We start from the raw sequence: 24,459 nt of genomic DNA, 5'->3' as shown, positions 1-24,459 counted from the left end.
CGAATTTTCGCTCTTTTCGCCCTTTATTCATTGCGGCCTCTCTTAAGCCGTTACTTGAGCCACAGACCCACATCGCACACAAACGAGAAATTTCGCCGTTTATCCATGTTTGTGTGTCTTAGGTATTATACATTAGTAAGTATTGTGCCTCAATGGAAGAAGAATCGAGGCTGGTGAGCACGTATAAGTGTCTCAATGGGGTGTGATGGTCCAAGTGATGGGGACTAATATCACTAGACCATTATTCCTCCCACTATGAGCCAGCGCGGGCAATCTCCTCCTTGTGCTTAATATTAAATTCCTCATCACATATGATAGCTCAGCCGAGGCTTGGGCATGGGTCGGAGTGCTTATGATAACAGGTGAAGGAATGCAATACAATGACGGTAAATAGGCCTATTAATGTATCCAAACTAGATTATAGATGGGGGGATAAGGCAAGCAATAAAAAACCAGCCTTAGAAGACCTGGCTTCCAAGACTGATTGCTTGATCAAATACCTTCAAGGCGTGGCAGCTATGCCCACCCTCTGTATTTTATGGAGAGGACTTTGCCGCCTCAAGGGTTCGAATCACGATTTTATCATCCTCGCAGTCTAAAAGCACCGTATCTCCAGAACCGAAATCCCCGCGAAGTAAGGCATCGGAAAGTGGGTCCTCTACCAAATCCTGAATCACACGGCGCAAGGGGCGCGCACCGAAGACGGGGTCGTAGCCCTTCTCGCCTAGCAGGGTTTTCACGGTGTCGGAAACCTCCAGCTTGACAGCCTTCTCTTCAAGCTCCTGCCAGACCTCGCGAAGCATAAGGTCGACGATCTGCCTGATATGCTCCTTGCTCAGGGCATGGAACACCACGGTACCGTCGATGCGGTTGAGGAACTCTGGTCTGAAGAACCGCTTCACCTCATCGAGCACCTTGCTCTTCATCCTCTCATAGACCTGCTGCTGGGATTTCGCCTCATCGGTCTTGGTGGCAAAGCCCAGCGTAGTATCCCTTTTTATCAGTTCGGCGCCTATATTGCTGGTCATGACGATAATGGTATTGCGAAAATCGACCCGTCTTCCCCTAGCATCGGTGAGGTGGCCATCATCGAAGATCTGGAGAAGTATATTGAAAACATCGGGGTGCGCCTTCTCAATCTCATCCAGAAGGATCGCCGAGTAGCCCTTGCGCCTCACTGCCTCGGTGAGTTGACCCCCTTCATCATAACCGATATAACCCGGTGGTGCCCCAACCAGGCGGGATACCGCATGCTTCTCCATAAACTCCGACATGTCCAGCCTGATAAGGGCATCTCTACTCCCGAACATGAATTCCGCGAGCACCCGCACCAGTTCGGTCTTGCCAACTCCTGTGGGGCCGAGAAAGATGAAGCTGCCGATGGGGTGCCTGGGGTCCTTCAGTCCAGCCCGGGCCCGTCTCACCGCTTTAGCTATAGCGTTAATCGCTTCATCTTGGCCAACGATGCGCTGGTGTAGCACCTCCTCCATCTGGAGCAGTCGTGTGGTCTCATCATGAGCCAGGCGGGTGACCGGGATCCCGGTCCACATACTCACCACCTCTGCAATCTCCTCAGATGTGACCACGAGCAGCTCCGACTCTTGTTTCTCCTGCTGCTCCTCCTCATGTATTTTCACTACCTTTTCAAGCTCAAGCTCGCGATTCCGTAGCTCTCCAGCTCGCTCATACTGCTGGGAAGCGATAGCTGCCTCCTTATCCTGCCGCAGCGTCTCCAGGTCCTGTATCGCATCACTCAAGCTAGGGGAGGCGTAGAGATGCCTGATCCGCAACCGGGAAGACGCCTCATCGATCAGGTCGATAGCCTTATCGGGGAGGAAGCGGTCGGGTATATATCTTGCCGCCAGTGCCGCTGCGGTGTCGAGGGCCTCATCGCTTATAGTCAGTTGATGATGCTCTTCGTATCGGCTCTTAATACCCTTCAGGATCTCCACGGTTTCCTCCACTGAAGGCTCTTCAACTGTGATGGGTTGGAACCTGCGTTCCAGAGCTGCGTCTTTCTCCAGGTGCTTTCGATAATCGTCCGCGGTGGTTGCCCCGATGCATTGAAGCTCCCCGCGCGCCAGTGGCGGCTTCAGAATACTGGAGGCGTCAACAGCGCCCTCCGCAGCGCCAGCTCCAACAATGGTATGTATTTCATCGATGAAGAGGCTGCAGTTGCCCGAAGTCTTTACCTCATCGATGACCTTCTTTAACCGTTCCTCAAACTCACCCCGATACTTGGTCCCCGCAACCAGTGCCCCGATGTCCAGCGTAAGCAGCCGCCGATCCCGCAAGGATTTGGGGACGTCTCCGGCGACAATGTGATGAGCCAGTCCTTCTACAATGGCTGTCTTGCCAACTCCGGGCTCGCCAATAAGACAGGGATTGTTCTTGGTGCGCCTGCTGAGGACTTGAATGACTCGCTCGATCTCCTTTTTGCGTCCAATAATAGGGTCCAGCTTTCCCTTGCGAGCCGCATCGGTCAAGTCAACGCTAATTTGGTCCAGAGTAGGGGTCTTCGAGGCGGGACGGATGCTAGTATGAGATTTAGACGTGCTCTGACTCAGTATGCGCACCGTCTCGGCACGCACCTTGTCCAGGCTGATGCCCATGCTTTCCAGCACACCAGAGGCTACCCCTTCCTCCTCGCGTAGTAGCCCGAGGAGGAGATGCTCGGTACCGATGTAATTGTGGTTAAGCCGTCGTGCCTCGTCCACAGCGAGTTCGATAACCCGCTTCGCCCTGGGGGTAAGCCCGATCTCGCCGCTAACGCCTTTTTCACCTCGCCCGATAATATACTCTACAGCGCTGCGTACCTTATCCAGTTCCACACCGAGGCTAATAAGCACCTTGGCGGCGACACCCTCGCCCTCACGAACCAGACCCAGCAGTATGTGCTCGGTTCCGATATAGTCATGGTTGAAGCTCTGAGCTTCCTCCTGGGACAGGCTGAGAACCTTGCGAGCTCTCTCGGTAAACTTCTCAAATCTACTGGGCATCTCCCTCTCCGAAAAGACTATTTAGAAGCTATTATAATTTTAACACACTACTATCCAAATGAAAAGAGTATTTAGTATACGGAGTGTCAATCCAGGGATAAGGGCGCTACACACGGACGAAAGAAGCAACGCAGAAAAAGGGGTGGACAGGCAAGCCAAAGAAGGTATCAGCTACTTCCTGGGAGAGTTTTCGTTTGGGGCTACCAGATGTCTCTTGGGGTGCTGAGGATAATCCTCTCAGATGCATAGGCAGATCACAGGCAAAGAGCTTACACATGCTTGACAATCAGCAGGGATGGGCATACTATTTGGGTCAAATAGCGAAGGGGTGAGGTTTACGCCACTGCAATAGTGATAGAGAACTCCCGATTATTCCAAATCATAAAGGAATAGAATAGCAGAGGAGGTTTGGTGATAACATAAGGATTCCAACCTGGTTGAAAGTTGGTTGGGGAGGAATGAGCTTAAATAAGTAATATCCTGAGGTAGCTTTAGCAGATTTGGGCTTATGAAAGGAGAAAAATGGCTAAACGGGCAAAGGTAAGCGAGAGGGGTATACCTCTATACATTGTATTATCAGTACTCACATGCGGCCTCTTCCAAATATACTGGTTTATTGTTCTCGCTGATGATATAAAACGGCTCAAGGGTGGAACGAAGCCAAATGGAGTTATTGATTTTCTCCTGGGGTTTATAACCTGTGGTATATACTTCTTATATTGTTATTACCAGTATCCCAAATATATAGTGGAGATTCAGGAGAAAAGAGGGATAGAGGTAAATGACGTTTCTCTTATATCGCTTCTGGTGGGCATATTTTTTGGCATAATCAGCCTAGCGGTGATCCAGAACGAAGTAAACAAGATTGCTACAGTGCGCAAATAAGACACGGTTACTACGCATCGCCGTCCTGGGTGCAGTATTTATCGCAGCCTGGTTCTGGCAAGGGGAAGGGGTCAGCCTTTGCCTGTTTCATACCCTGACCGGACTAGAATGCCCCGGCTGCGGCATGACCAGAGCCTTTCACGCTATCTCCCACGGTGATTTCGCCGCCGCGGTTAACTACAATATATTCTCGCCAGCACTATACTTCTTCTTCATGGCAATCCTTCTCTCAGATATTGTATATCTAACTACGGGGCGGCGTATCCCGCTGCGAGTGCCGGAAAGGATAGAACAGGTTTCTGGATATACTGCACTATTCCTGGTGATGACGTACTGTGTTTTAAGGAATATTATACCGATAGAAGAATTCATTTAATTCATCAAGGAATTGATTCCATTGTCTTGCTGGAGATGCGCGATTTTTAGGATAATGGTAGAATGCTAAACGCTAGGTTTTATACCAAGGGTACTAGCAGCGGGAGGCGATATGAAGTATTTTGAAGAGATTCAGGTCGGTGATGTGGAGGTAACCAGAGCGAGAACGATCACCGAAGCCGACATTGTCAACTTCGCCGCTTTTAGCGGGGACTGGTATCCGCTTCATACTGACGTGGAATATGCTAAGAAGGGCCCTTTCGGGGAGAGGATAGCCCATGGCATGCTGGTGCTTTCGGTGGCGACCGGGCTCATGCCGCTTTACGAGATGGCAATTATAGCGTTCTACGGTATGGACAGGGTGCGGTTTACCGCACCCACCAAGATCGGCGATACCATTCACGTTGAACTGGAGGTAGTTGACAAGCAGGATAAGGGTGATCTGGGTGGCGTTGTCAATCTGAAGCAGTCGGTTAAGAACCAGCGAGGGGAGGATGTGGCAGTATCCACCATAAAGGTATTTATTGCCAGGAAACCGAGCTGAGGTCGAGTTCTGTGAAATAGAGTGGCTGAAAGGATTGTGATATATTCAGCCTTCCTGAAACTGCCACATGGCAGGTAAGGGAGGGTCCGGGAATCCGGAACGGCAAGGAGCAAAGGATGGCGGTAAGAAGCGAGGAACTGGGTGACAGCGGTACTTTGATGTATCCCAGCCGCATAAAGCTCCCTTATACCTGGCATGCCGGAAGGGTCGGGAGCAGGTTTTACCGGGAGATAAGGGACAACTGCAAAATCTGGGGAACCAGATGTCCCCGGTGTGAGCGGGTGTATTTGCCACCCAGGGAGACCTGCCCGCGGTGTTTTTGCGCTATAGATGAATGGGTTGAGGTCGGGGACGTCGGCACCTTATTGACCTACACCGTTATAAGATATGCCGTACCGGGCATCCAGCCACAGAAGCCCCCGTACGCCCTGGGCATAGTAAAGCTGGATGGAGCGAGCACCGGGCTAATGCATCTGCTGGGGGAGGTTGAGCCGGATAATATCAGGGTTGGTATGAGGTTAAAGGCTGTGTTTCGTGAAGCTCGGGAAGGTAACTATCTGGATATTATGTATTTCAAGCCTCTTGAGCCTTAAGCGGTGCTCGTGCCCAGGTGCGTCTTTGCTAGGAGTTATAAAGTGGATAAAGTGGGCATTATCGGAGTTGCTCAGACCAGGTATAGGAGATACAACCCGGCATCCCATGCTGAGATGGCCTACCAGGTTACCTGCGAGGCACTGGAGGATGCTGGGCTTACCATCGGAGACATTGATAATACGATCACTGTCTGCAACGATTTCTGGGATGGACGTACCATCTCCTGCATGACGATTACGGAAGCAACCGGTTCCCACCGGGTACCAACCACCAATGTGGAAGGGGATGGCACCTACGGTGCACTCATGGGGGCTATGCGAATACTTTCCGGCCTCCACAAGGTGACACTAGTGGTGGCGCAGAGCAAGATCTCTGAGGGTATCCCGCAGGTCATCAGCAATGCCATGTTCGATCCTGTCTACGAACGTGTCCTGGGGGTTGACGCCATAAGCTCATCGGCGCTCCAGATGAGAAGTTACATGTCAAAATACGGGGTCACCGAGGAGCAATGCGCAAAAGTATCGGTAAAGAACCATGGAAATGCTAAGGCCAACCCTTACGCACAATTGCCGCTGGATATAACCGTCGAAGATGTTCTTAAATCCAGGGTGCTGGCGGACCCGATAAAGCTCCTTGATGCCTCTCCCATCTCCGATGGGGCATGCGCGATCATAATGACAGAGGAGAAGACAGCAGGGGAGAGGTGCAGCAAGCCTATATGGATAAAGGGCATCGGTCATTGTGCCGATGCATATCATCTGGGGGATCGCGATCTGGCTGAGGTAGATGCACTGGTTTCGGCTGCGGGAAGGGCTTACAAAATGGCTGGAGTTATAAATCCCATGGATGAAATTGACCTGGCAGAGGTCTACGATGCTTTCTCATATATGGAGCTAATGTGGATGGAAGGGCTGGGCCTGTGTGGGCGGGGTGAAGGCGGTAACATGGTGGATTCGGGTGTGACCGAGTTAGGTGGCGCTTTGCCTGTTAACCCATCCGGAGGGGTGCTCTCCGCGCATGCGGTTCAGGTTGCCGGGCTGGTGCGGATTGCCGAAGCGGTGCTGCAGTTAAGGGGTGAGGCCGGTGCCAGACAGGTTGAGGGAGCGAAGGTAGCATTGGCGCATGGTATCGAGGGAGCATGTGGGCAGGGACACTGTGTATTTGTCCTCGAGAGCTAGATCGGATTATATGTGACCTATTCGTTTTAGGGGAGCGTTAACGCCATGAAGAACGGGGTGGCAATAGTAGGGGTGGGTCAAACCCATCATAAAAGTAAGAATAAGGAGTACAAGGGTCAGGAACTGATATGCGTTGCCGTTAAGAGGGCCCTGGAAAGCACGGGGCTCACCATGGCGGATATAGATGCAATAGTGATTGGCAACATGGACCATTTCGAGTCGATCAACTATGTGGATATGTGGAGTGTGGATGGTTCCGGTGGTTATATGAAGCCGATCATGAAGGTAACCACGGGAGGGACGACGGGTAGCGCGGTAGGCCATGCTGCATTCTATCACGTGGCATCGGGTTTGTTTGATACGGTACTGGCCATCGGCTGGGAGCAGAACTCCGAATCCGACACCACTGCAGCCATATCCACCTGCTTCGACCCCATCACCGAGAGGGAGTACGCCGGTGGAGCGATTGGCCCGCTGGCGGCGCAGTATACCGCCTACATGAGCAAGTATGGCGCTACCGAGGAGGATGCTGCGCTGGTCTCGGTGAGAGACCATAACAATGCAGCGAGATACAATCCCTATGCCCATCTCCGGCAGACGATAACCGTTGAGGAGGTAATGAAATCGCAATACATTTCCTACCCTATCAAGCTTCTCGACATGTGTCCCCGGACTGACGGTGCCTGCGCTGTTGTATTTGCCGGCGGGGACAAGGCGAGGAAGATTGTTGACCGGCCTGCCTGGGTACTGGGAGTGGGGGATTGCCATATTCTGGTCCACATGGCCGATGGAATCGGGCTGGCGAACCTGCCCTCGCTGGAGGTTGCTGCACGCGAGGCTTATGAGATGGCGGGAGTCACTGACCCGTTCAAACAGTTTGATGTGGCGGAGCTTTACATACCTGCCTCGACGGCAGGCGTTTGCTGGATGGAGGCACTGGGGATATGTGAGGAGGGGGGAGGACCGGGGCTTATAAGGAGCGGGGCGACGGAAATGGGTGGCGAGCTTCCCATAAACCCCTCGGGCGGGGTACTGGCAACCAATCCCATTGGCGCCACCGGGCTGTTGAGAATAGGGGAAGCCGCACTGCAGGTTATGGGAAAGGCGGAGCGGAAGCAGGTGGAGGGGGCGAAGCTGGCCGTTGCCACCGGTTTCGGCGGGTGTTTCTGGTCCGATGTGACGGTGATCAGTTCATCGCCTCAGCTCAATTAGAGGTGAGTTCGCTATGGAAGGGAAGAGCATGGAAACCGAGGCGCTCAGTGTAAAGTGCACTGCCGATATGCCGTACAGTTATCACGCCGGTTTCTACTATAGCAGGTTCCTAAAGGAGCTGAGGGATAACAAGCGGATAGTCGGGGTGAAGTGTCCTTGTTGCGGTAAAGTTTACGTACCGCCACGTATGGTGTGTCGCGACTGCTTCGTAACCATGGAAGAGTTCACGGAGGTGGGTGACGAAGGGACATTGCTCGCCTTCACCGTAACGAACTTTCCCTATATTGATACAACCAAAGGGGAGCCGAAGAGGATTCCGTACACGGCAGCGTATATCAGGCTTGACGGTGCCGATTCCAACATTGTGCATTGCCTCGATGAGACGGATGAAAAGAAAATTGCGGCCGGTATGCGGGTGCAGGCGGTATTTAGCGATAATAGGACAGGTGACTACTTCCATGACATCGACCATTTCACTATTATCGGAGATGATGGAGGGTAGCTTAAGGTCAGTTGTAGAAGGATTCTGCCACTTTTAGTGGTCATACAGCCCGAAAAGACAGCTTTTAAGAATAATGGTCCAGAGGCAATTTTTCTTTACATTTTCCAATTGAGTAGCACAAATTGTCAATTGAGTGCTACCTGACTCCAGGTTTACTTTGCACACCAGTTAGCATGAGAGCAATGTTTAATTCTGCGGCAAGAGACGCCTGGATCTTATATAAACGAAGGTCAGATGCTATTCCTCTCCGGATATGATCTCTGCTACCATCTCTGCCGTCTTCCCCACCGCCTGAGCACACCTTGCGATAAAATCAGAGTTGTAGTGTTATAATCTTTCGGGTGAGCTGAAAAATAGCTAATGCCTGTGAGCTTGAGCGTTCGGTAGTTTTGCGGCAAGGGCCGAGGTATTTACCTAAAAATATCAGAAAGGGGATAAAGAGAGATGGCAACACAAAAGGAACCAACAGTAGAATTACCCCCGGTGGAGCAGATAGGCATTGTGGTAGAGGATATAGATCGGGCAATGGATTACTATAGCTCTACCTTTGGCTGGGGACCATTTAATGTTTTGGAGCTTGAGATGAAGGGAGCTACCTATCGGGGACAGAAATGCGATTGCAAATTGAAGCTGGCCTTCGCCCGCTCAGGCCCCATCGAGATCGAGCTGATTCAGGTGCTGGAAGGAGAAACACCCCACACCGAGTTTCTAAAGGAAAAGGGAGAGGGGTTGCAGCATCTGCGATTCCGGGTGGACGATATTGATGAAGCGCTGTCCAGGTTTGCTAAGGATGGTATCGAGCCAGTATTTCAGCATAGTTACCCTGAGGTTGGAGTATCGTTCGCCTACCTGAACACCGACCGCATTGGCGGTTTCATGATAGAGCTAATTGAGATAAAGAAGCGTGACAGGGGATAAAGATATGCAACTAGCCTTCTTTTTCGATCAGACCAGGTGCACCGGCTGTTATACCTGCGTGGTGGCCTGCAAGGACTGGCACGATGTATCGGCGGGGCCGGCAAGCTGGATGAGGGTAGCGACCATAGAGCGGGGCGAATATCCCCACCCATTTGTTGCCTTCTTGGGCATACACTGCTATCACTGTGCTGAACCGGCTTGCGTGCCAGCCTGCCCGGTGGATGCCATAGTCAAACGCCTTGAAGACGGCATAGTAGTGGTTGATAGTGCTACCTGCCTGGGAAAGGATAAGTGCCAGTTATGTCTCGAAGCCTGCCCATATGACGCGCCGCAGTTCGGTGCTGAGGATAATGCCAAGATGCAGAAATGCGACCTCTGCCTGGAGCGCTGGGCAGAGGGCAAGCAGCCCATTTGCGTGGCCGGATGCCCCATGCGAGCACTAGATGCGGGAACGCTCGAGGAATTGGAAGCTAAGTATGGACAGGTAAGAGAGGCTGTAGGTTTAGCCTATAATGACAGTATTAAGCCCTCCGCGATATTCAAGCCCAAGCCTGAATATACTACATCTCGCCGTTAGTTAGGTTTTAATAGTCTCATACTCTAGATAGTTGAGACAAAAGGTCATCGGAGGAAGCAAGAATGAGGGCAGAAACCAGTAAAAGTCCAGATATGACTGAAGAGGTAATCTACACCACCCACACCAGTCATTGCGGTGGGGGTTGCCTGCTCAAGCTCTATATCAGTGATGGTAAAATCACCAGAATCGAGACCGACGATGGAGAAGAGCCCCAATTCAGGGCATGCCTCAGGGGCCGAGCCTTAAGACAGAGAGTCTATAACCCGGACCGCCTCTTATATCCTATGAAACGGGTAGGCGAAAGGGGAGAGGGTAAGTTTGAGAGGATATCGTGGGATGAGGCACTGGACACTGTAGCCAAGGAACTGAACCGGGTTAAGGAAACTTATGGTCCTGCAGCTATTCTATTCAAATGGTCGGGTGGAGATACATCTGTTGTACACAATGCCATGTGCCACTATAAGGTGCTTAACATGATAGGAGGCTGCTCCGATGTCTGGGGCACCTTTTCTTTCGATGGTGGCCTCTTTGCTGAGCTAGCTACCTATGGCACGGTGGACACAGGCAATACAAGGGACGACCTGCTAAATTCCCGCCTGATAATCATGTGGGGATGGGACCCGGCAAACACCATACAGAATACCAATACCTCCTGGTACCTGGCTCAGGCTAGGGAGGCGGGCACTAGAATTGTCTCCATTGATCCCAGATACACAGACTCTACCGCTACCTTTGCCGACCAGTGGATTCCCATAATACCTGGCACCGATGCTGCCATGCTGATAGCCATGGCCTCAGTGATAATTAATGAGAACCTCTACGACCAACAATTCCTCGATTCCTACACTGTTGGTTTCGACCGGTTCAAGGACTATGTTATGGGTATAGAGGATGGTGTACCTAAGACCCCTAAATGGGCTGAGGCTATAACCGGTGTGCCATCCACCACGATAGAGGGCCTGGCAAGGGAATATGCCACTACCAGGCCGGCAGCATTAATCGCCGGCATCGGGCCAGGACGTACTGCATATGGTGAGCAATACCACCGTGCAGCCATGGTGCTGGCAGCTATGACTGGCAATGTCGGCATCCATGGTGGGAGTTCAGGAGGGAGGTCGTGGCCTACAGCCGGCCCAATTGCATACTTTAGTTTGGGTCGGGGTATGAGATCACCGCGCAACCCGGTTGAATATGACGCCCCGCCCCGAAAGAATGCCCTCCCCAGCCATGGTGTAGCCATGAGGAGGGGCCAGGTAAATGTGGCCAAAATGTCAGACGCCATTTTAAAAGGCAAAGCTGGCGGTTATCCCGCTGACTACAAGCTACTCTACCTGGTAGATACTAACTACCCTAATCAGTACCTTAATATTAATAAGGCAGTTCAAGCCCTGAAAGACCTTGAATTCGTTGTTGCTTTCGAGCAGTTTATGACAGCAGGAGCCAGGTTTGCTGATATCTTGCTACCTACAGTTACCACCGTAGAGAAGAATGACATGGCTCTTGACGGAGCAACAGGCTTCTACGGGTACATGAATAAAGCCATTGATCCGGTAGGAGAATCGAAAAGTCATCTGGATATATGCATTGAACTGGCAGCCAGGCTGGGTATAGCTGATTACAATGACAAAACGGATGACGAATGGCTGCGGGAGATGGTCGCCGGTAGTAAGCACATCGGCGACTATGATGCCTTTAAAAAGAACGGGATCCACAAGCTCCAGCTTCCCGAGCCCCACGTAGCCTTTAAAAAGCAGATCGATGACCTGGCAAATAACCCTTTCTACACCCCAAGTGGTAAAATCGAGATCTACTCTCAGCAACTGGCGGACATGAATGACCCTCAGATGCCACCCGTTCCCAAGTATATTGAGACATGGGAAAGCCGCAATGATCCGCTGATGGGAAAGTATCCTCTTCAGCTCGTCACCACGCATTTTAAAAGGCGGGCGCACTCCCAGTATGACAACCTGCCCTGGCTGAGGGAGCTTCAGACCCAGGCAATACGGATTAGCTCAGCTGATGCTCAGGCTAGAGGTGTTAAAAGCGGAGACATAGTAAGGGTGTTCAACGGTAGAGGCGAGACGGTCATTCCCGCTCATGTAACGGAGAGGATCATGCCCGGGGTAGTCGATATCCCCCAGGGTGCCTGGTATGATCCTGATGAGAAAGGTGTCGACCGGGGAGGGTGTTGCAACGTCCTCACCAAAGACGAGCACTCGCCGGGAGGGGCATACTGCTCCAACACAACCCTGGTGCAGTTCGAGAAAGCCTAGGAGAGACGCAAGTGAAAGTGCTGCTAACGGGTGCGTTTGGAAACATAGGTCCTAATGTGGTTGAAAAACTGCTTGATCAAGGGCATCAGGTGAGATGTTTTGACCGTAAAACAGAGGCAACCGAGAGAAAGGCTGAGAGGTTCAAAGATCAAGTGGAGGTAGTGTGGGGAGATCTACGCAACTCCGATGATGTGAATACCGCTGTAGGGCTTCACGTGGACATTATCATTCACATTGCGTTCGCTCTACCGCCAATGACTGAGTACCGTTCCGAAAAGGCTAGAGAGATTAATGTGGGAGGCACCCAGAGTATTCTGAGTGCTATGAAAGCACTTAACCCGCCACCCAAAATAATCTTTGCGTCATCGAGCAGCGTCTTTAGTATTAACCCCCCAAACCCATTGCCGCGTACCGTCTCCGATCCGGTCGAAGCAACGGATCACTACACACAGCACAAGTTGGAGTGCGAACAATTGGTTCAGGAATCGGGGTTGGATTGGGCCGTCTTCCGTTTTGGCGTCGTACCACCAGTAGTATTGAATTTAGACTCCTGGGTGTTCCATGTTCCACAGGATACACAGATGCAGTTTCTCCATCCGCAGGATGTAGCTCTGGCACTGGCTAACGCTATAAACGGTGATGAAGTCTGGGGAAAAATCTTGCTGATCGGCAGTGGCCAGGGTAGTCAGATTTACTACCGAGATTTTGTCAGAAGTCTGTCGGAGGCTATGGGAATCGGGGATTTACCTGACGAAGCATTTAGCACAAAACCTTATTACACTGTCTGGATGGATACCTCCGAGAGCCAGAGGCTGCTGAATTACCAGCGACATTCCTTCGAGGAATTTGCCCGTGAGATGCCCTCAATGGTGGGTTACCGCAGGTACTGGGTGCGGCTGTTTCGCCCTTTTTACCGCCGCAACATGCTCAAGAAATCACCCTATTTACAGGCTAATAAATAGGCATACTTCAAGAGATCGCTGAAAAAGAGGTGCCCCGATATAATCGGGGCCGGGGGTCTGGGGGTGTCCCCCAGCTTTAAAAAGTCCCCCAAGATTGGGGGATTAGGGGGTTGATTGAGACTATTTCAGCAGTCTCTTCCTATTCCAGCTACACTTTCAAGGGGTATAAGCAGTCGATTGAGCTATAGCGATTAGCTGAACTGTTCCCGGAAACAGCAACAGTTATCCAATTTACCTGTCCGTCTAAACGTATTGTTGGAATAGTCGTATCTCCAAATCGCGAATGTTGGGTGGGAAGACCGAATGAAATTTTTTAAAGGTTCACTGTATTGCCCATTGATTCCAACATTATGGATTCGAACTAACCATGATCCAAGAGAGAGTTAAAAGGGGGCTCTTTTCATGGGTATGTTGGAGCATCGGCTCAAACCTATAGAGGTTAGGTTTCCGGATAAGTCCGTCAAAGACAGCAGTTACTCGTAGACCTTTTCTTCCAACTCCTCTGCTTCCAGGGCATCGGCCTCCACATCCCGGCCCTCGTCGCCCCGGGACAGGAGGTCACGGTAGTACTCGTGCTGGATGATGAGGTTCATCACCTCGTTGGTGCCGGTCCAGATCATGGCCAGCCTGGTATCGCGCAACATGCGCTCGATGGGATACACACTGGTGTAGCCGATACCACCCAGGATCTGCATGGCATCGTTAACTACCTCCCAGGCAACCTGGGTGCAGAAGGCCTTGGCCTCGGAGACCATGCGCCGTGCCAGTCTGCGGTTGAGCCCCTGGTCGATTGTGATCGCAGTGGCGTAAACCAGGGAGCTTGCCGCATCGAGCTTGGTCACGCTATCGGCGACCTTGAAGCTAACCGCCTGAAAATCTCTGATCCTGCTGCCGAAGGCTTTTCTCTTATCGCTGTAGCGGGCGGCGATCTCCAGAGCGCTACGCCCCATCCCCAGGATGCCGGCGGCGCTGGTCATCCTCTCCGGAATCATCATGCGGTAGAATATCTCCCCACCCTGACCTTCCCTTCCGATGATGTTCTCCTCGGGTACCCTGACATCGCGAAACAGTATCCTCCCGGTTCCGCCTCCCCGTGTCCCCATAAGCCCGTAAACATGCTTGACCTCCACACCCATGTCCTTCTCCACTACGAACAGGCTAAGCGACTCTCGACCGGGGGCTTCCGTGTTGGTCCTGGCATAGACCAGGAAGTAGTCCGCTCCTTCGGCGCCCACAACGAATCGCTTCTGCCCGGTTAGGAGATAGTGGCTGCCGTCCTTGCGGGCAATGGTGGTGGCGCCGAAAAAGTCGGAGCCGCCGCGGGGCTCGGTTAGCGCCTCAGCGCAGCAAAGCCTGGCCTGGATAGTGGGCTGGAGGTATTTACGGTTCTGCTCCTCGCTGCCAAAGGCATGGAAAGCCTCGCCGCAGATGCTCACCAGCGAGTAGAGGCAGCCCAGGGATAGGGGCAGTGCCCCGATCTCCTCGAGGGCAATTATCTCGTCTCCCCAGCTCAACCCCCTGCCGCCGTAATCCTGGGAGAAGCGGAGGCCGAGCAGCTTTCTCCCGGCTGCTTCTTCCAGGAACTCTCTGGGATACCTCACCTTGTCGGCATCCATATCCAGTATCAACTGCCGGGGTATAGCCCTGGCGAAATCCCTCGCCTCGCCACGCAGCCTCTTCTGGCTCTCACTTAGCATTGCTTCAATCATGTCCGTTTCCTCCTTCATTCACCTTACTTGTGCCGGTATCCCTACTCCACCAGCCAGCCCGGCCGTGCTGGATATTGACTAACAATTACCGTATTGCTTGAGGTATTCTACCGAGATATGTATAATGCCGCAAGCGCTCTATTGCAAAGTACTTCGAAGCGGTGTATATATATTAACCGAGGCATGCAGGGGAACTGCTTAGAAACCTTATTCGAGGGAGGTCATCATGCAATATGATGCAATAGTCATAGGAGCTGGGCTCGGGGGTCTCACGGCTGGTGCTAAGCTTGCAAAAGAAGGGAAGAAGGTTTTGCTGATTGAGCAGCACGTTGTCCCCGGAGGTTGTGCAACGACGTTTAAACGGAGGGATTTTAATGTGGAGGTTGGGCTTCATGAGATGGATGGCCTGGATAAAAATGACCCGAAGATCAAAATCTTTGAAGACCTAGGCGTTTTTAACAATGTTGAGTTTGTCAGGGTTCCTGAGTTTTATCGCTATATAAATCCCAGAGTCGACATCGTGGTGCCTGATGACTATCGGGAAGCTATTGATGTCCTGGTGAAACGATTTCCTAATGAAGAAAGGGGCATTCGGAGATTCTTCAAAGTTATCATGGGTATCCACAAAGAAGTGGGCAGACTGCCGAGAGAAAAATGGAAGTTCATCGCTCTTCTTCCAGTCTTTCCGATATTTTTTAGAAATGTTATGTTGCGGGAGAATGCAACACTGGGACCATTCCTGGACTCAGTCATACAGGACGAAGACCTGAAACTGGTGCTGTTGGCAAATCTGGGCTACTACCATGACAATCCTTATACCATGTCCCTGTTAGTCTATTCGGCGGCTCAGGGAGGCTATTTTTCCGGCGGAGGGCATTTCATTAAAGGGGGTTCACAGAAGCTCTCTAATTATTTAGCGAAAGTAATTGAAGACAATAGAGGGGAAGTTCTTCTGAGGCATTTAGTTACTTCAATCATTACAAAGGGTAACAAGGCCATTGGGGTTCGATATCGAAAAACCTCTGGTAAAGATACGGAAATGCAAGAAGCTTTCGGCGATTTTGTTGTAGCAAATGCGGCTATTCCAAACGTTTTAAATGAGCTATTGCCACCCTCCGAGGCGAGGGATAAGTTAGCATCAGTTGTGGCAGGGCAAGAGATCAGTTGTTCACTTATTTCAGTCTACCTGTGCTTCAAGAGGCCACCGAAAGAGTTGGGAAACAAATGCTATTCTACATTTGTGGCGGGAGGAGACGTATCAAGTCAATCGGACCTGGTAGAAGGCTCGAGGGCAGACTGGTCCAAGAGGTGGTTTGTTTTCGTCGACTATAGCCAGATAGATTCCCAGTTAGCCCCCGAAAACAAGGGTCTGGGTGTTATATGTACTCTTGACTACCTCTCTGACTGGGAGGGTCTGAGCAAAGAAGAATATCGGGCAAAGAAAAAAGAAGTGGCACAGGTACTTATTGAGAGATTGGACAAACTGATACCGGGCATCAAAGAGGAAGTAGAATTATACGAGGTTGGAACTCCGAAAACCATCAAGCGCTACACCCTAAATCCTGAAGGGACAGCATATGGTTTTGCTCAAATACCAAAACAGGTGGGAAGAAAAAGAATACAACGAAAATCACCCATTGAGAACCTCTACTTTGCTTCGGCGTGGGCTATGCCTAGCCACGGTTTTTCGGGTGTAATAATAGGTGGTTATTCCTGCGCTGAAGAAATATTGAGAAAATAGGAATCAACTTATATAAACCCGGTACATATCTAACCAACAATGATGTCATCTAAGTGTCGCTTTGGCACGTGGTGAATGCCATTACTATCTCGCCAGTACTGGATATCCCCAGCAGGGCTCACTGTGTCGATAACAACCGTTTCCCTGGGCTTGCCAAGGGCTAATACAAGAAGTATCTTGTAGCGGGAAGGTATATCGAGAGCCTGGCGCAGCTTCTGTCTCTTTATTGAGCCAATCATACAGCCGCCCAGACCACGCTCAGTTGCGCCCAGAAGTATGCTTTGAGCAGCAATACCATGGTCACAGCCAAATGACCGGGTTACCTCTGTGTCTCCGAGTATAACGATGTATGCCGATGGCTCTTCCCCCTCGCCCGGACCAGACCAGCCCTGTAGATAACGTGCCCAGGCGAGGTGTGAAAATATCAGGGCATTCCTTTGCGGGTCGCAGGAGAGGATATATCTCAGGGGTTGCAGGTTGGCTGCCGATGCCGACAGTCTTGCCAGGTCAACCAGTTCTCTCAGTGTCTCACGTTCAATGGAGACTTCCTGATAGAACCGCCGGTAGCTCCGGTTCCTTGTTATTAAGTCTTTTATCATCATAACCTCCCGAGTTATTATCTATCAGAGCGCACCGTATATTTTAGTTACCGGCTCAGAGTTTTAGCGAAGAAGGCGGCGGTTTTTCGAGCCAGTCCAGGTTCATATCCCCACCAGAAATGGTCAGCCCCCTCTATGCAATCATACTCTGTGGGACCAGGAAGGTTCTGGCAAAATTCAACGAAGCGGCCGATAGGCGTAAAATCATCCCTGCTTCCGGAGATCAGGATTTTTGGCTTGACGCAGCCTTTCAGGAACTCAAAATCGAACATGGAAAGCGGGGGCGAGATAGCACCCAGGGCCTTGATCCGGGAATCCTTACATCCAACGGGCAAAGCGAAGGCGGCACCGGCTGAATAGCCGATGAGCCCAATATGCTCGGGATCAACTTGGCTCAGCGTAGCTACAAAGGAAATGGCATTACTGACATCCTCTTGCTCGCCTGCCCCGTTACCGAAATCCCCCTGGCTTCTACCTACACCGCGAAAGTTGAATTTGAATGAGATAAACGATTCTGCATTGAGTGCGCTGCAGAGGCAATTCACCACATTATTGTCCATGCTGCCACCATAGAGGGGGTGGGGGTGGCAGACTATTGTTGCCGGTAGAGGACCGCCTTCTTCCGGCATACAAAGTACCCCCTCGAGGGTAAGATCGCCGCTGTGAAACTCCGTTATTACCTCTCTCATTTTTTCAGCACTTGATATAACCTTTTTCGCTAGTCGCGGATCCTTGTGTGCTGGAACCGTAATGATATGGATGCCACCGCCTCGACAGGAACCGAGCAATCGCTGGCGCCAGGGGGAAGTGGGGTCCGATCCAGCCTGTTATAGAAGAAAAAGACGCAGAATCTATGGTATATCCAAGATAGAGTGGTCAGGCCGATGCGACAACTAGCTCATCCCCTCCAGTAAGGCCCTGACATTCATTCCGAGGACATCATGGTTGTAGCCCCCTTCCAGCATGCCATATCTTCTGCCATGGCACTCCCTTTGGGCAAATCGCTTTACCAGAGCACCGATATTCTGGTAGTCCTCGGTCTTGAGCAGACCACCCCAGTCCTGCTCGTGGCGGTCGAACCCGGCTGAGACTGCCACTACATCCCCCCTGGCACGGTCCAGAACCTGCGAAATGGTATCCACGAATTCCTCTCTATCTCTACCCTCGGGATGGAAGTAGACCACCTCTGGCACACCACGGAAGATATTATCGGTACCGTCTCCGAAGTGGAGGTCTATGTCCAGTATCAATGCTTTATCGATTTTGCCCTCTTTTCTAAGCCTGGCAATGGATATGGCCATGTTATTGAAGAAACAGAACCCCCAGCAGTGGCACTGGCTTGCATGATGCCCCGGCGGCCTTATCAACCCGAAGGCGGGCTCGCCACCTATTGCCAGCTCCGCTGCCTTGATAGCCCCTCCTGCTGCTAACAGTGCTACCTCGTAGGTCAGGCCACTCCTCTGAATATCCCGTATATGCTCATCGGAGTGAACCAGCGATATGTCATCCACCGCTGCCGGTTCCGCCGTGACCACCTCAAAATGGGGTGAGACCTCCTTCAGGACGCTCTCCATTCTCCCCGTTGTGGCTGCAGGGTCACTGCTGTAAACCTCTTCATATCGCGGGTGGTAAATAACCTTCATCTATTCAATCCCCTATTACACATTTTATCATTTTATAAACAAAGCGCGCAGGAGGCCAAACTGTCCCTATTCCGCAAGCACCCGGATGACCTCCGGGATGAGGCGGCGAGCCAGGTCACGTCGGCTTCCACCGCAAAGGACGACGATGAGTCTGCCGTGGCAGAGCTGGTCGGCTGCCCGTTTTATCTCCCGGGCGAACAGTCCGTGTGAGTCGGGGGTAAGGCCGATGTCGCCATACTCGCCCTGCGTTCCGTCATAGCCCCAGTTCCAGAAAATAGCCTCGGGTTGAAAGGCTTCCACCCTGGGATAGAAACTCTGGCTAATAAGACGCAGATACTCCTCATCGCTCACCCTCCAGGGTACCTGAACATTCACCTTGTTGTTCTTCTCCTGGTAGCTGCCCGAACAGAAACAAAAGTATAGTATATCGGGATCATTGTTAAAAATCTCCCAGGTGCCGTCACCGTGGTGGGCATCCGTGTCTATGATAGCGAACCTTTGCGCCTCAAAGCGCTTCCTTAGCTCGCGGATGGCAATAGCCGCCCCATTGAAATAGCACCCCCCGCCAAAGGAATTACTCCCCGCATGATGGTCCCCATAACCGGTGAATACAAAGGCGCTATCTATCTCTCCCTTCCAGATCCTTAAGGCCGCCGCTACGGTGCCGGAGGCCGAAAACAGCGCTCCTTCATAGGCGGCGCTTCTTTTTACCCGCTCAATCATCTCAGGGGTATGAACCTCGCCGATAACATCGATGGGGATAGGATCCAGGTCGAAAGAGCAAGGGGGTTTCAGTGGGTAAAAAGCATCGTAGAAGAAGACGTTATCCCGGGAAAGTATCCCCTCGAGCGCCTGGGGGAAGTCCCGAAGCCTTTCTCCATCCTGGTAGTGAAAGAAGATACCAGTTGCACTCACAGGTAGTAAACCCTTACAAATCGGCTGACCGGATTAGACCCGGTTACCACGGGTATATTAGCCTTCAACAGCAGTTGTGGTCAAGCGTAGAATAGCATTGGCGCTGCATCCTGAAATTCACTGAATGCACACGCCATTCAGTTTTAAACATTTGTGGTGCACAAAATTGAACAATTCACTTGTTTGTTGCCTCACCTTTTCGTGTGGTAAACTGTGCTCACCGCGTATCGGCGCATCGCTAATGCTCGGAAACGGTCCGGGGAGATATGCGTGGTCACAACTAGTTGTCATGACGTGATGGGAGGTAGATTATGGGTGGTAAAGGTGGAAAAGTAACCGTACGAACTGTGTGTGGGGTGCCTGACTACCAAAGGTGCGGGCTATCGGTGGAGGTAAGAGACGGCGTTATCAGTAAAGTCCGCCCCGCCGATTTTCCCGATCCGGTTGATAAAGGAGCCTGCGAGAAAGGGCTGGCAGCATCTGAATTGGTCTACCACCCGGATAGGCTGCGTTATCCCCTGAAGCGCGTAGGGGAACGTGGAGGGGAAGAGTGGCGGAGAGTATCATGGGATGAGGTGCTGGACAGCATTGTGGCTGAGCTGCAGCGGATAGCCACGAAGTATGGTTCCACCTCGGTTGCCTGGACGGCACCAATACTATCAAACCTGACCGGAGGCGGCTATTCCAGGCTGATAAGCCTGACCAAAGGGACCTGGGTAGACTGGTGGGGCTGTGGTGATGCCGCTGGCCCCTGCGCCGACATGGCTACCTTCGGCTCGCCTATGGGGGAGAGGTACCTTAGAAATTTTAACGATCCCAGATTTACGATTGTCTGGGGCTATAATCCGGCGGTAACCGTTTATCCCTTCATGCGAAGGATTACCAGGGACAGAAAAAAAGGCTGCAGGGTGGTCGTTATCGACCCCCGTTTCAGCGAAACAGCCGCCCGTGCCGATGAGCACGTGCCGATAAGGCCTGGAACCGATGGGGCGCTGGCACTGGGCATGATAAACCTTGTCCTGGAGCATGGGCTGCAGGACGAACGATTCATAGCCGAAAGTACCGTTGGCCCTTTGCTGGTGAGGGGCGATAACGGCCTATTCCTGAGGGAGGGTGACCTGGTGGAGGGTGGCAGCGGGCGGAGTTTCATGGTATTTAACGAGAGTGCCGATCGAGCACAACCATCTGATACCCCTGGTGTAACTCCGGCAATCACCGGTGTTTATACCGTTTCTGGCATAAAGTGCCGGCCGGCGTATCAAGTGCTGGCTGATATGGTACGGGAATACACACCTGAATGGGTGTCACAGATCACGGATGTCCCGCAAGATGTCATCGGGCGCCTGGCGATCGACTATGCCACGCAAAAGCCGGCCTCGATCTATCGGGGGTGGGGAATGCAGAGGAGTTACTATGGCGATCTTTCTTGCCGGGCGATAAACACGCTGGCGGCAATCACCGGCAATATCGATGCCAGGCGACCTTCCTCCTTTGTGTTGAATGCGCATCCCTTCCTGATGCCGGGTGGGCCTTACACCAGCATTCCTCTGATGTTGCTTCATGATGCCATTACCAAAGGGGAGCCTTTTCCCATAAAGGCGCTAATGTGTACATGGCATAACTTGGTAACCCAAATGCCCAATACTAACCGGGTGACCTCCGAGCTTCTGCCCAACCTGGAGCTTCTGGTCGTATGCGACCTCTTCATGACCGAGTCAGCCAAATATGCCGATTATGTGCTGCCGGTAGCTTCTTTTTTCGAGTGCACCGACCTTTGTCGGGCCGATCTCCAGCACCCCTATCTGCAGCTACAGCAGAAGGTGATAGAGCCGCTTTATGAGTCCAGATCGGATTTCCAGATAGCCGCAGAGCTGGGCCGGAAGATGGGGTACGGTGAATACTTCGATAAGACCGAGGAGCAATACATAGAGGAAATCCTTGCATCTGGCCACCCTACGATGGAGGGTGTTTCGGTGGAGAGGCTGAAGCAGGGTCCGGTGATGGCAAAACCACTGGAGCGTCCGCAACAACTGGGGACGCCAACCGGCAGGGTCGAGTTTTACGTTGAAAGCATAAAGCAATTTGGTCAGGAATTACCGATTTACCTGGAACCGGTGGAAAGCGCTCGCAGTGAGAAGGCAAAGAGCTACCCGCTTACTCTGCTATCGACACACCCCGAAAGCCGCGTGCACTCTACCCTGGCCAATATCCCCAGCTTACTGAAAAAAGTGCCTGAGCCTGCTCTGCAGATAAATCCGTCGGATGCTGAACCGCGCAGCATCGTCGATGGAGACGTTGTGCGTGTTTTCAATGACCGCGGGCAGCTCAAGACGAGGGCGGAGCTAAGCACCGGGATAAAGCCAGGTGTTGTTAACATAACGGAAGGATGGTGGCCAGGTCAGTATATCGAGGGTCATCTCAACCTATTAACCCATGACATGATAAACCCGGTTCAACAGCATATACTCCAGCCCAATGCTGCATTCTATGATGTCCTGGTGGAGGTGGAAAGGGTATAGAGCAATCGTGGTTGGTTGAATGTAATAAGGTCTGTGAGAGCTTAATAGTACTTGGTGTATACCATAGATATGGCAAAGAATGGTGAAAGGACCGTTGTATGAACCAGAAGGCATTTCAGGATTACTACCCGGATCATCTGAGCCACTGTTATGGCTGCGGTCACCTGAATGAATATGGGCTGCAGATCAAGAGCTATTGGGATGGGGAAGAGGCTGTGTGCACCTTCCATCCAAAACCGTACCACATGGCTATTCCCGGATACGTGTACGGTGGTCTGATCGCCTCAATCATAGACTGCCACTGCACCGGCACAGCGTCGGCGGCAGCATATCGCGCTGATGGGCGCGATATGGATACCGAGCCGCCGCTACGCTTTCTGACCGGCTCATTGCATGTCGATTACCTGCATCCAACCCCGTTGGGTGTTCCGCTTCAGGTACGGGCATCAGTCAAGGGGATCAAGGGCCGGAAGGTTGTTGTTGCGGCGACACTGTCCGCCGAGGGAGAGGTCTGCGCCCGTGGGGAGGTGGTGGCTATTCAGGTGCCGGAGCATTTAATACCCGAGTAGGACATTTCAATTGGTACATGGGGATCAGTCTTACAGTTTTTCAATTGCGGGGCGCTGGCGATGTGCAGGTTGCCATTAGCATGATTTCCTTTCTTAGGGAATGTACGTTCCTCCAGGAAATGCTGTTATCGTCCCGATAAGGTATTGCGCCACAAGCTGCAAGTCGGCCGAGTCTATAGTGCCGCTATCGTTCACATCGGCGGCGAGGAAATCATCGCCGGTTAGCGTTATGGTCCATATGATGTGCTGGGCAACTAGCTGGAAATCTGCCGAGTCGATGATTCCGTTGCCGCTGCCCAGCGGGTGGATATCGCCTTCAAGTCTCTGCGTCGGAGTGGGGGATGGTACAACCGCAGGCAGCGGGAAGCCCGCTCGCAGCAGGTAGTTCTGGCTCTGGGAGATGCCCACGGCAGACTCCCCGGCGACGTCGCGTATCATATAGTTATCGGAAGCCCGCTCACCCCCGCCGGTGGAGACTACCTGCGGCTCTATATCATAGTTTACCGCCGCCAGGGCGACCGTCCCCGCGAGCAGCGTAAACACCAGCACTCCGATTCCGATTAAGATAAACTTTCTCTTTCTCATAGCATACTCCCTGCTAGAGTTCTTCCCCCTCCCTCTAACTCCCTCCCTCAAGGGGAGGGAGAACCAGCAGTCCCTCTCCCTCGAAGGGAGAGGCTGGGTGAGGGTGAGCCGTCATCCTAACGCCTCTCGCATCTTCTCCAGAACACCCTCCATGTTCCTCATAACCTCGTTGTTCCAGAATCTAAGCACTTCATAGCCCCTCTCTTCCAGCCACGCTGACTTCTTCTGATCGCTTTCCCTCAGCTCTTCCTCGCTGTGGTGGCCACCGTCGATTTCGATTACGAGCTTTCTGTCCAGGCTCACGAAATCGACGATGTACGGGCCTATAGGTTGCTGCCTTCGAAACTTGACACCTTCCAGCTGCCTGTTCCGTACCCTCGCCCAGAGGGCCCTTTCCGCGTCAGTTTGTTTGTGGCGGAGTTCGCGAGCAAGATTTGCCAGGTCTCTGTTCTTTCTCATTGCTAGTCCAGTGTGCCCCTCCGTCATGATTGCCCCTCTCCATTGAAGGGAGAGGTTGGGTGAGGGTGCCGGTACTTCCCCTCCCTCTAACTCCCTCCCTCAAGGGGAGGGAGGACACTCATTTCGCACTCCTTCATATACTTCCGTGCCCTTACAGCTTGGTCACGGTATTACTCGAATAGTTGGCTACCCAGATATAGGCACCATCGAAACACACGGCACGGGGAGTAGAGCCGACGCTGTAGGTGCCCACCAGGCTGCCGTCGGATGCCCTCAGCTTGGTAACGGTGTCGTCAAGGGCGTTGGTTACCCAGATATTGGCCCCATCGAAGGCCACGCCCCAGGGAGTAGAGCCGACGTTATAGGTGCCCACCAGGCTGCCGTCTGAAGCCCTCAGCTTGGTCACGGTGTCATCATCCCTATTGGCCACCCAGATATTGGCCCCATCGAAACACACGGCTCGGGGACCATCGCCAACACTGTAGGTGCCCACCAGGCTACCGCTAGATGCCGTGAGCTTGGTCATGGTGTCATCCGAATAGTTGGCCACCCAAATATTGGCCCCATCGAAACACACGGCACTGGGATAATCACCGACACTGTAGGTGCCTACTAGGCTACCGCTAGATGCCGTGAGCTTGGTCACAGTGCCGTCATACTCATTGGCCACCCAGATATTGGCCCCATCGAAACACACGGCA

Annotated in this window: 23 protein-coding genes; 14 read left to right on the top strand and 9 right to left on the bottom strand. The window is 52.3% G+C overall.

The window, feature by feature from the left end; genetic code table 11:
- Nucleotides 1-536: 536 nt before the first annotated feature.
- Nucleotides 537-2,999 carry an ATP-dependent Clp protease ATP-binding subunit gene (locus VMX96_07490; GenBank protein HUU63740.1) on the bottom strand — a complete coding sequence of 821 codons (2,463 nt, stop codon included), beginning with the start codon at nt 2,997-2,999 and terminating at the stop codon, nt 537-539.
- 522 nt (nt 3,000-3,521) lie between these two features.
- Here VMX96_07490 and VMX96_07485 point away from each other — a divergent pair.
- From VMX96_07485 to VMX96_07435, 11 genes are all read left to right on the top strand, one after another.
- A complete protein-coding gene (locus tag VMX96_07485; GenBank protein HUU63739.1) occupies nt 3,522-3,884 on the top strand; it encodes a DUF4234 domain-containing protein in 363 nt (120 codons plus the stop codon).
- A complete protein-coding gene (locus tag VMX96_07480; GenBank protein ID HUU63738.1) occupies nt 3,865-4,260 on the top strand; it encodes a DUF2752 domain-containing protein in 396 nt (131 codons plus the stop codon). Before VMX96_07485 ends, VMX96_07480 begins: the two co-directional genes overlap by 20 nt.
- A gap of 111 nt (nt 4,261-4,371) precedes the next feature.
- Nucleotides 4,372-4,803, top strand: coding sequence for a MaoC/PaaZ C-terminal domain-containing protein (locus VMX96_07475; GenBank protein ID HUU63737.1), 432 nt, complete (start codon nt 4,372-4,374; stop codon nt 4,801-4,803).
- Nucleotides 4,804-4,919: 116 nt separating this feature from the next.
- The gene (locus tag VMX96_07470) at nt 4,920-5,396 is read left to right on the top strand and encodes a Zn-ribbon domain-containing OB-fold protein (GenBank protein HUU63736.1); all 477 of its coding nucleotides are present in this window, start codon (nt 4,920-4,922) and stop codon (nt 5,394-5,396) included.
- 42 nt (nt 5,397-5,438) lie between these two features.
- Nucleotides 5,439-6,575: a thiolase family protein gene (locus VMX96_07465; GenBank protein ID HUU63735.1), complete on the top strand. Its 1,137-nt coding sequence runs from the start codon at nt 5,439-5,441 to the stop codon at nt 6,573-6,575.
- Between the two features lie 45 nt (nt 6,576-6,620).
- The gene (locus VMX96_07460) at nt 6,621-7,787 is read left to right on the top strand and encodes a thiolase family protein (protein HUU63734.1); all 1,167 of its coding nucleotides are present in this window, start codon (nt 6,621-6,623) and stop codon (nt 7,785-7,787) included.
- Between the two features lie 13 nt (nt 7,788-7,800).
- A complete protein-coding gene (locus VMX96_07455; GenBank protein HUU63733.1) occupies nt 7,801-8,289 on the top strand; it encodes a Zn-ribbon domain-containing OB-fold protein in 489 nt (162 codons plus the stop codon).
- Between the two features lie 444 nt (nt 8,290-8,733).
- Nucleotides 8,734-9,207 carry a VOC family protein gene (locus VMX96_07450; protein HUU63732.1) on the top strand — a complete coding sequence of 158 codons (474 nt, stop codon included), beginning with the start codon at nt 8,734-8,736 and terminating at the stop codon, nt 9,205-9,207.
- A gap of 4 nt (nt 9,208-9,211) precedes the next feature.
- Nucleotides 9,212-9,784 carry a 4Fe-4S dicluster domain-containing protein gene (locus tag VMX96_07445; protein HUU63731.1) on the top strand — a complete coding sequence of 191 codons (573 nt, stop codon included), beginning with the start codon at nt 9,212-9,214 and terminating at the stop codon, nt 9,782-9,784.
- 62 nt (nt 9,785-9,846) lie between these two features.
- Nucleotides 9,847-12,057, top strand: a complete 2,211-nt coding sequence (locus tag VMX96_07440; protein HUU63730.1) for a molybdopterin-dependent oxidoreductase — start codon at nt 9,847-9,849, stop codon at nt 12,055-12,057.
- Between the two features lie 11 nt (nt 12,058-12,068).
- Nucleotides 12,069-13,019, top strand: coding sequence for an NAD(P)-dependent oxidoreductase (locus tag VMX96_07435; protein HUU63729.1), 951 nt, complete (start codon nt 12,069-12,071; stop codon nt 13,017-13,019).
- A 473-nt stretch (nt 13,020-13,492) separates the two neighbouring features.
- Here the strand turns inward: VMX96_07435 and VMX96_07430 are convergent, their stop codons facing one another.
- Entirely contained in the window at nt 13,493-14,728 is a 1,236-nt protein-coding gene (locus VMX96_07430) for an acyl-CoA dehydrogenase family protein (protein ID HUU63728.1), read from the bottom strand.
- A 226-nt stretch (nt 14,729-14,954) separates the two neighbouring features.
- On the opposite strand from VMX96_07430, the gene VMX96_07425 reads away from it, so the two are divergent.
- Nucleotides 14,955-16,469 (top strand): NAD(P)/FAD-dependent oxidoreductase, encoded by a 1,515-nt coding sequence (locus VMX96_07425; protein ID HUU63727.1) that lies wholly within the window; start codon nt 14,955-14,957, stop codon nt 16,467-16,469.
- Between the two features lie 29 nt (nt 16,470-16,498).
- On the opposite strand, the gene VMX96_07420 is transcribed toward VMX96_07425, so the two are convergent.
- The 4 genes from VMX96_07420 to VMX96_07405 form a co-directional block, all read right to left on the bottom strand.
- Complete coding sequence (locus tag VMX96_07420) at nt 16,499-17,068, bottom strand: nitroreductase family protein (protein HUU63726.1); 570 nt, start codon at nt 17,066-17,068, stop codon at nt 16,499-16,501.
- 47 nt (nt 17,069-17,115) lie between these two features.
- Nucleotides 17,116-17,757 (bottom strand): CocE/NonD family hydrolase, encoded by a 642-nt coding sequence (locus VMX96_07415; GenBank protein ID HUU63725.1) that lies wholly within the window; start codon nt 17,755-17,757, stop codon nt 17,116-17,118.
- Between the two features lie 204 nt (nt 17,758-17,961).
- Entirely contained in the window at nt 17,962-18,711 is a 750-nt protein-coding gene (locus VMX96_07410; protein ID HUU63724.1) for a histone deacetylase family protein, read from the bottom strand.
- Between the two features lie 66 nt (nt 18,712-18,777).
- Nucleotides 18,778-19,626, bottom strand: a complete 849-nt coding sequence (locus VMX96_07405; GenBank protein HUU63723.1) for a histone deacetylase — start codon at nt 19,624-19,626, stop codon at nt 18,778-18,780.
- Between the two features lie 311 nt (nt 19,627-19,937).
- Between VMX96_07405 and VMX96_07400 the strand changes: the two genes are divergently transcribed.
- Together VMX96_07400 and VMX96_07395 are read left to right on the top strand one after the other, a co-directional pair.
- On the top strand, nt 19,938-22,145 hold the full coding sequence (locus tag VMX96_07400) for a molybdopterin-dependent oxidoreductase (GenBank protein HUU63722.1): 2,208 nt from the start codon (nt 19,938-19,940) through the stop codon (nt 22,143-22,145).
- Nucleotides 22,146-22,243: 98 nt separating this feature from the next.
- Nucleotides 22,244-22,714, top strand: a complete 471-nt coding sequence (locus VMX96_07395; GenBank protein ID HUU63721.1) for a PaaI family thioesterase — start codon at nt 22,244-22,246, stop codon at nt 22,712-22,714.
- 93 nt (nt 22,715-22,807) lie between these two features.
- On the opposite strand, the gene VMX96_07390 is transcribed toward VMX96_07395, so the two are convergent.
- The 3 genes from VMX96_07390 to VMX96_07380 all read right to left on the bottom strand — a co-directional run.
- Nucleotides 22,808-23,299 carry a dockerin type I repeat-containing protein gene (locus VMX96_07390; protein ID HUU63720.1) on the bottom strand — a complete coding sequence of 164 codons (492 nt, stop codon included), beginning with the start codon at nt 23,297-23,299 and terminating at the stop codon, nt 22,808-22,810.
- Nucleotides 23,300-23,410: 111 nt separating this feature from the next.
- Nucleotides 23,411-23,758, bottom strand: coding sequence for an endonuclease domain-containing protein (locus tag VMX96_07385; GenBank protein ID HUU63719.1), 348 nt, complete (start codon nt 23,756-23,758; stop codon nt 23,411-23,413).
- A gap of 151 nt (nt 23,759-23,909) precedes the next feature.
- Nucleotides 23,910-24,459 (bottom strand): hypothetical protein (locus VMX96_07380; GenBank protein ID HUU63718.1); only part of this gene is annotated, 550 nt, incomplete at its 5' end.

The organism is Dehalococcoidia bacterium (assembly GCA_035528575.1).
GTDB lineage: Bacteria > Chloroflexota > Dehalococcoidia > E44-bin15 > E44-bin15 > DATKYK01.
Note: the sequence above shows the minus strand (reverse complement) of the source record. Positions and strands in the feature narration are given on the sequence as shown.

Bases quoted from the DNA above. Each gene is read 5' to 3' on its own strand.
- VMX96_07395 (HUU63721.1), top strand. From the start codon at position 22,244: ATGAACCAGAAGGCATTTCAGGATTACTACCCGGATCATCTGAGCCAC.
- VMX96_07475 (HUU63737.1), top strand. From the start codon at position 4,372: ATGAAGTATTTTGAAGAGATTCAGGTCGGTGATGTGGAGGTAACCAGA.
- VMX96_07450 (HUU63732.1), top strand. From the start codon at position 8,734: ATGGCAACACAAAAGGAACCAACAGTAGAATTACCCCCGGTGGAGCAG.
- VMX96_07470 (HUU63736.1), top strand. From the start codon at position 4,920: ATGGCGGTAAGAAGCGAGGAACTGGGTGACAGCGGTACTTTGATGTAT.
- VMX96_07390 (HUU63720.1), bottom strand. From the start codon at position 23,299: ATGAGAAAGAGAAAGTTTATCTTAATCGGAATCGGAGTGCTGGTGTTT.
- VMX96_07400 (HUU63722.1), top strand. From the start codon at position 19,938: ATGGGTGGTAAAGGTGGAAAAGTAACCGTACGAACTGTGTGTGGGGTG.
- VMX96_07415 (HUU63725.1), bottom strand. From the start codon at position 17,757: ATGAGAGAGGTAATAACGGAGTTTCACAGCGGCGATCTTACCCTCGAG.
- VMX96_07490 (HUU63740.1), bottom strand. From the start codon at position 2,999: ATGCCCAGTAGATTTGAGAAGTTTACCGAGAGAGCTCGCAAGGTTCTC.
- VMX96_07445 (HUU63731.1), top strand. From the start codon at position 9,212: ATGCAACTAGCCTTCTTTTTCGATCAGACCAGGTGCACCGGCTGTTAT.
- VMX96_07420 (HUU63726.1), bottom strand. From the start codon at position 17,068: ATGATAAAAGACTTAATAACAAGGAACCGGAGCTACCGGCGGTTCTAT.
- VMX96_07455 (HUU63733.1), top strand. From the start codon at position 7,801: ATGGAAGGGAAGAGCATGGAAACCGAGGCGCTCAGTGTAAAGTGCACT.
- VMX96_07425 (HUU63727.1), top strand. From the start codon at position 14,955: ATGCAATATGATGCAATAGTCATAGGAGCTGGGCTCGGGGGTCTCACG.
- VMX96_07410 (HUU63724.1), bottom strand. From the start codon at position 18,711: ATGAAGGTTATTTACCACCCGCGATATGAAGAGGTTTACAGCAGTGAC.
- VMX96_07385 (HUU63719.1), bottom strand. From the start codon at position 23,758: ATGAGAAAGAACAGAGACCTGGCAAATCTTGCTCGCGAACTCCGCCAC.
- VMX96_07485 (HUU63739.1), top strand. From the start codon at position 3,522: ATGGCTAAACGGGCAAAGGTAAGCGAGAGGGGTATACCTCTATACATT.
- VMX96_07430 (HUU63728.1), bottom strand. From the start codon at position 14,728: ATGATTGAAGCAATGCTAAGTGAGAGCCAGAAGAGGCTGCGTGGCGAG.
- VMX96_07460 (HUU63734.1), top strand. From the start codon at position 6,621: ATGAAGAACGGGGTGGCAATAGTAGGGGTGGGTCAAACCCATCATAAA.
- VMX96_07440 (HUU63730.1), top strand. From the start codon at position 9,847: ATGAGGGCAGAAACCAGTAAAAGTCCAGATATGACTGAAGAGGTAATC.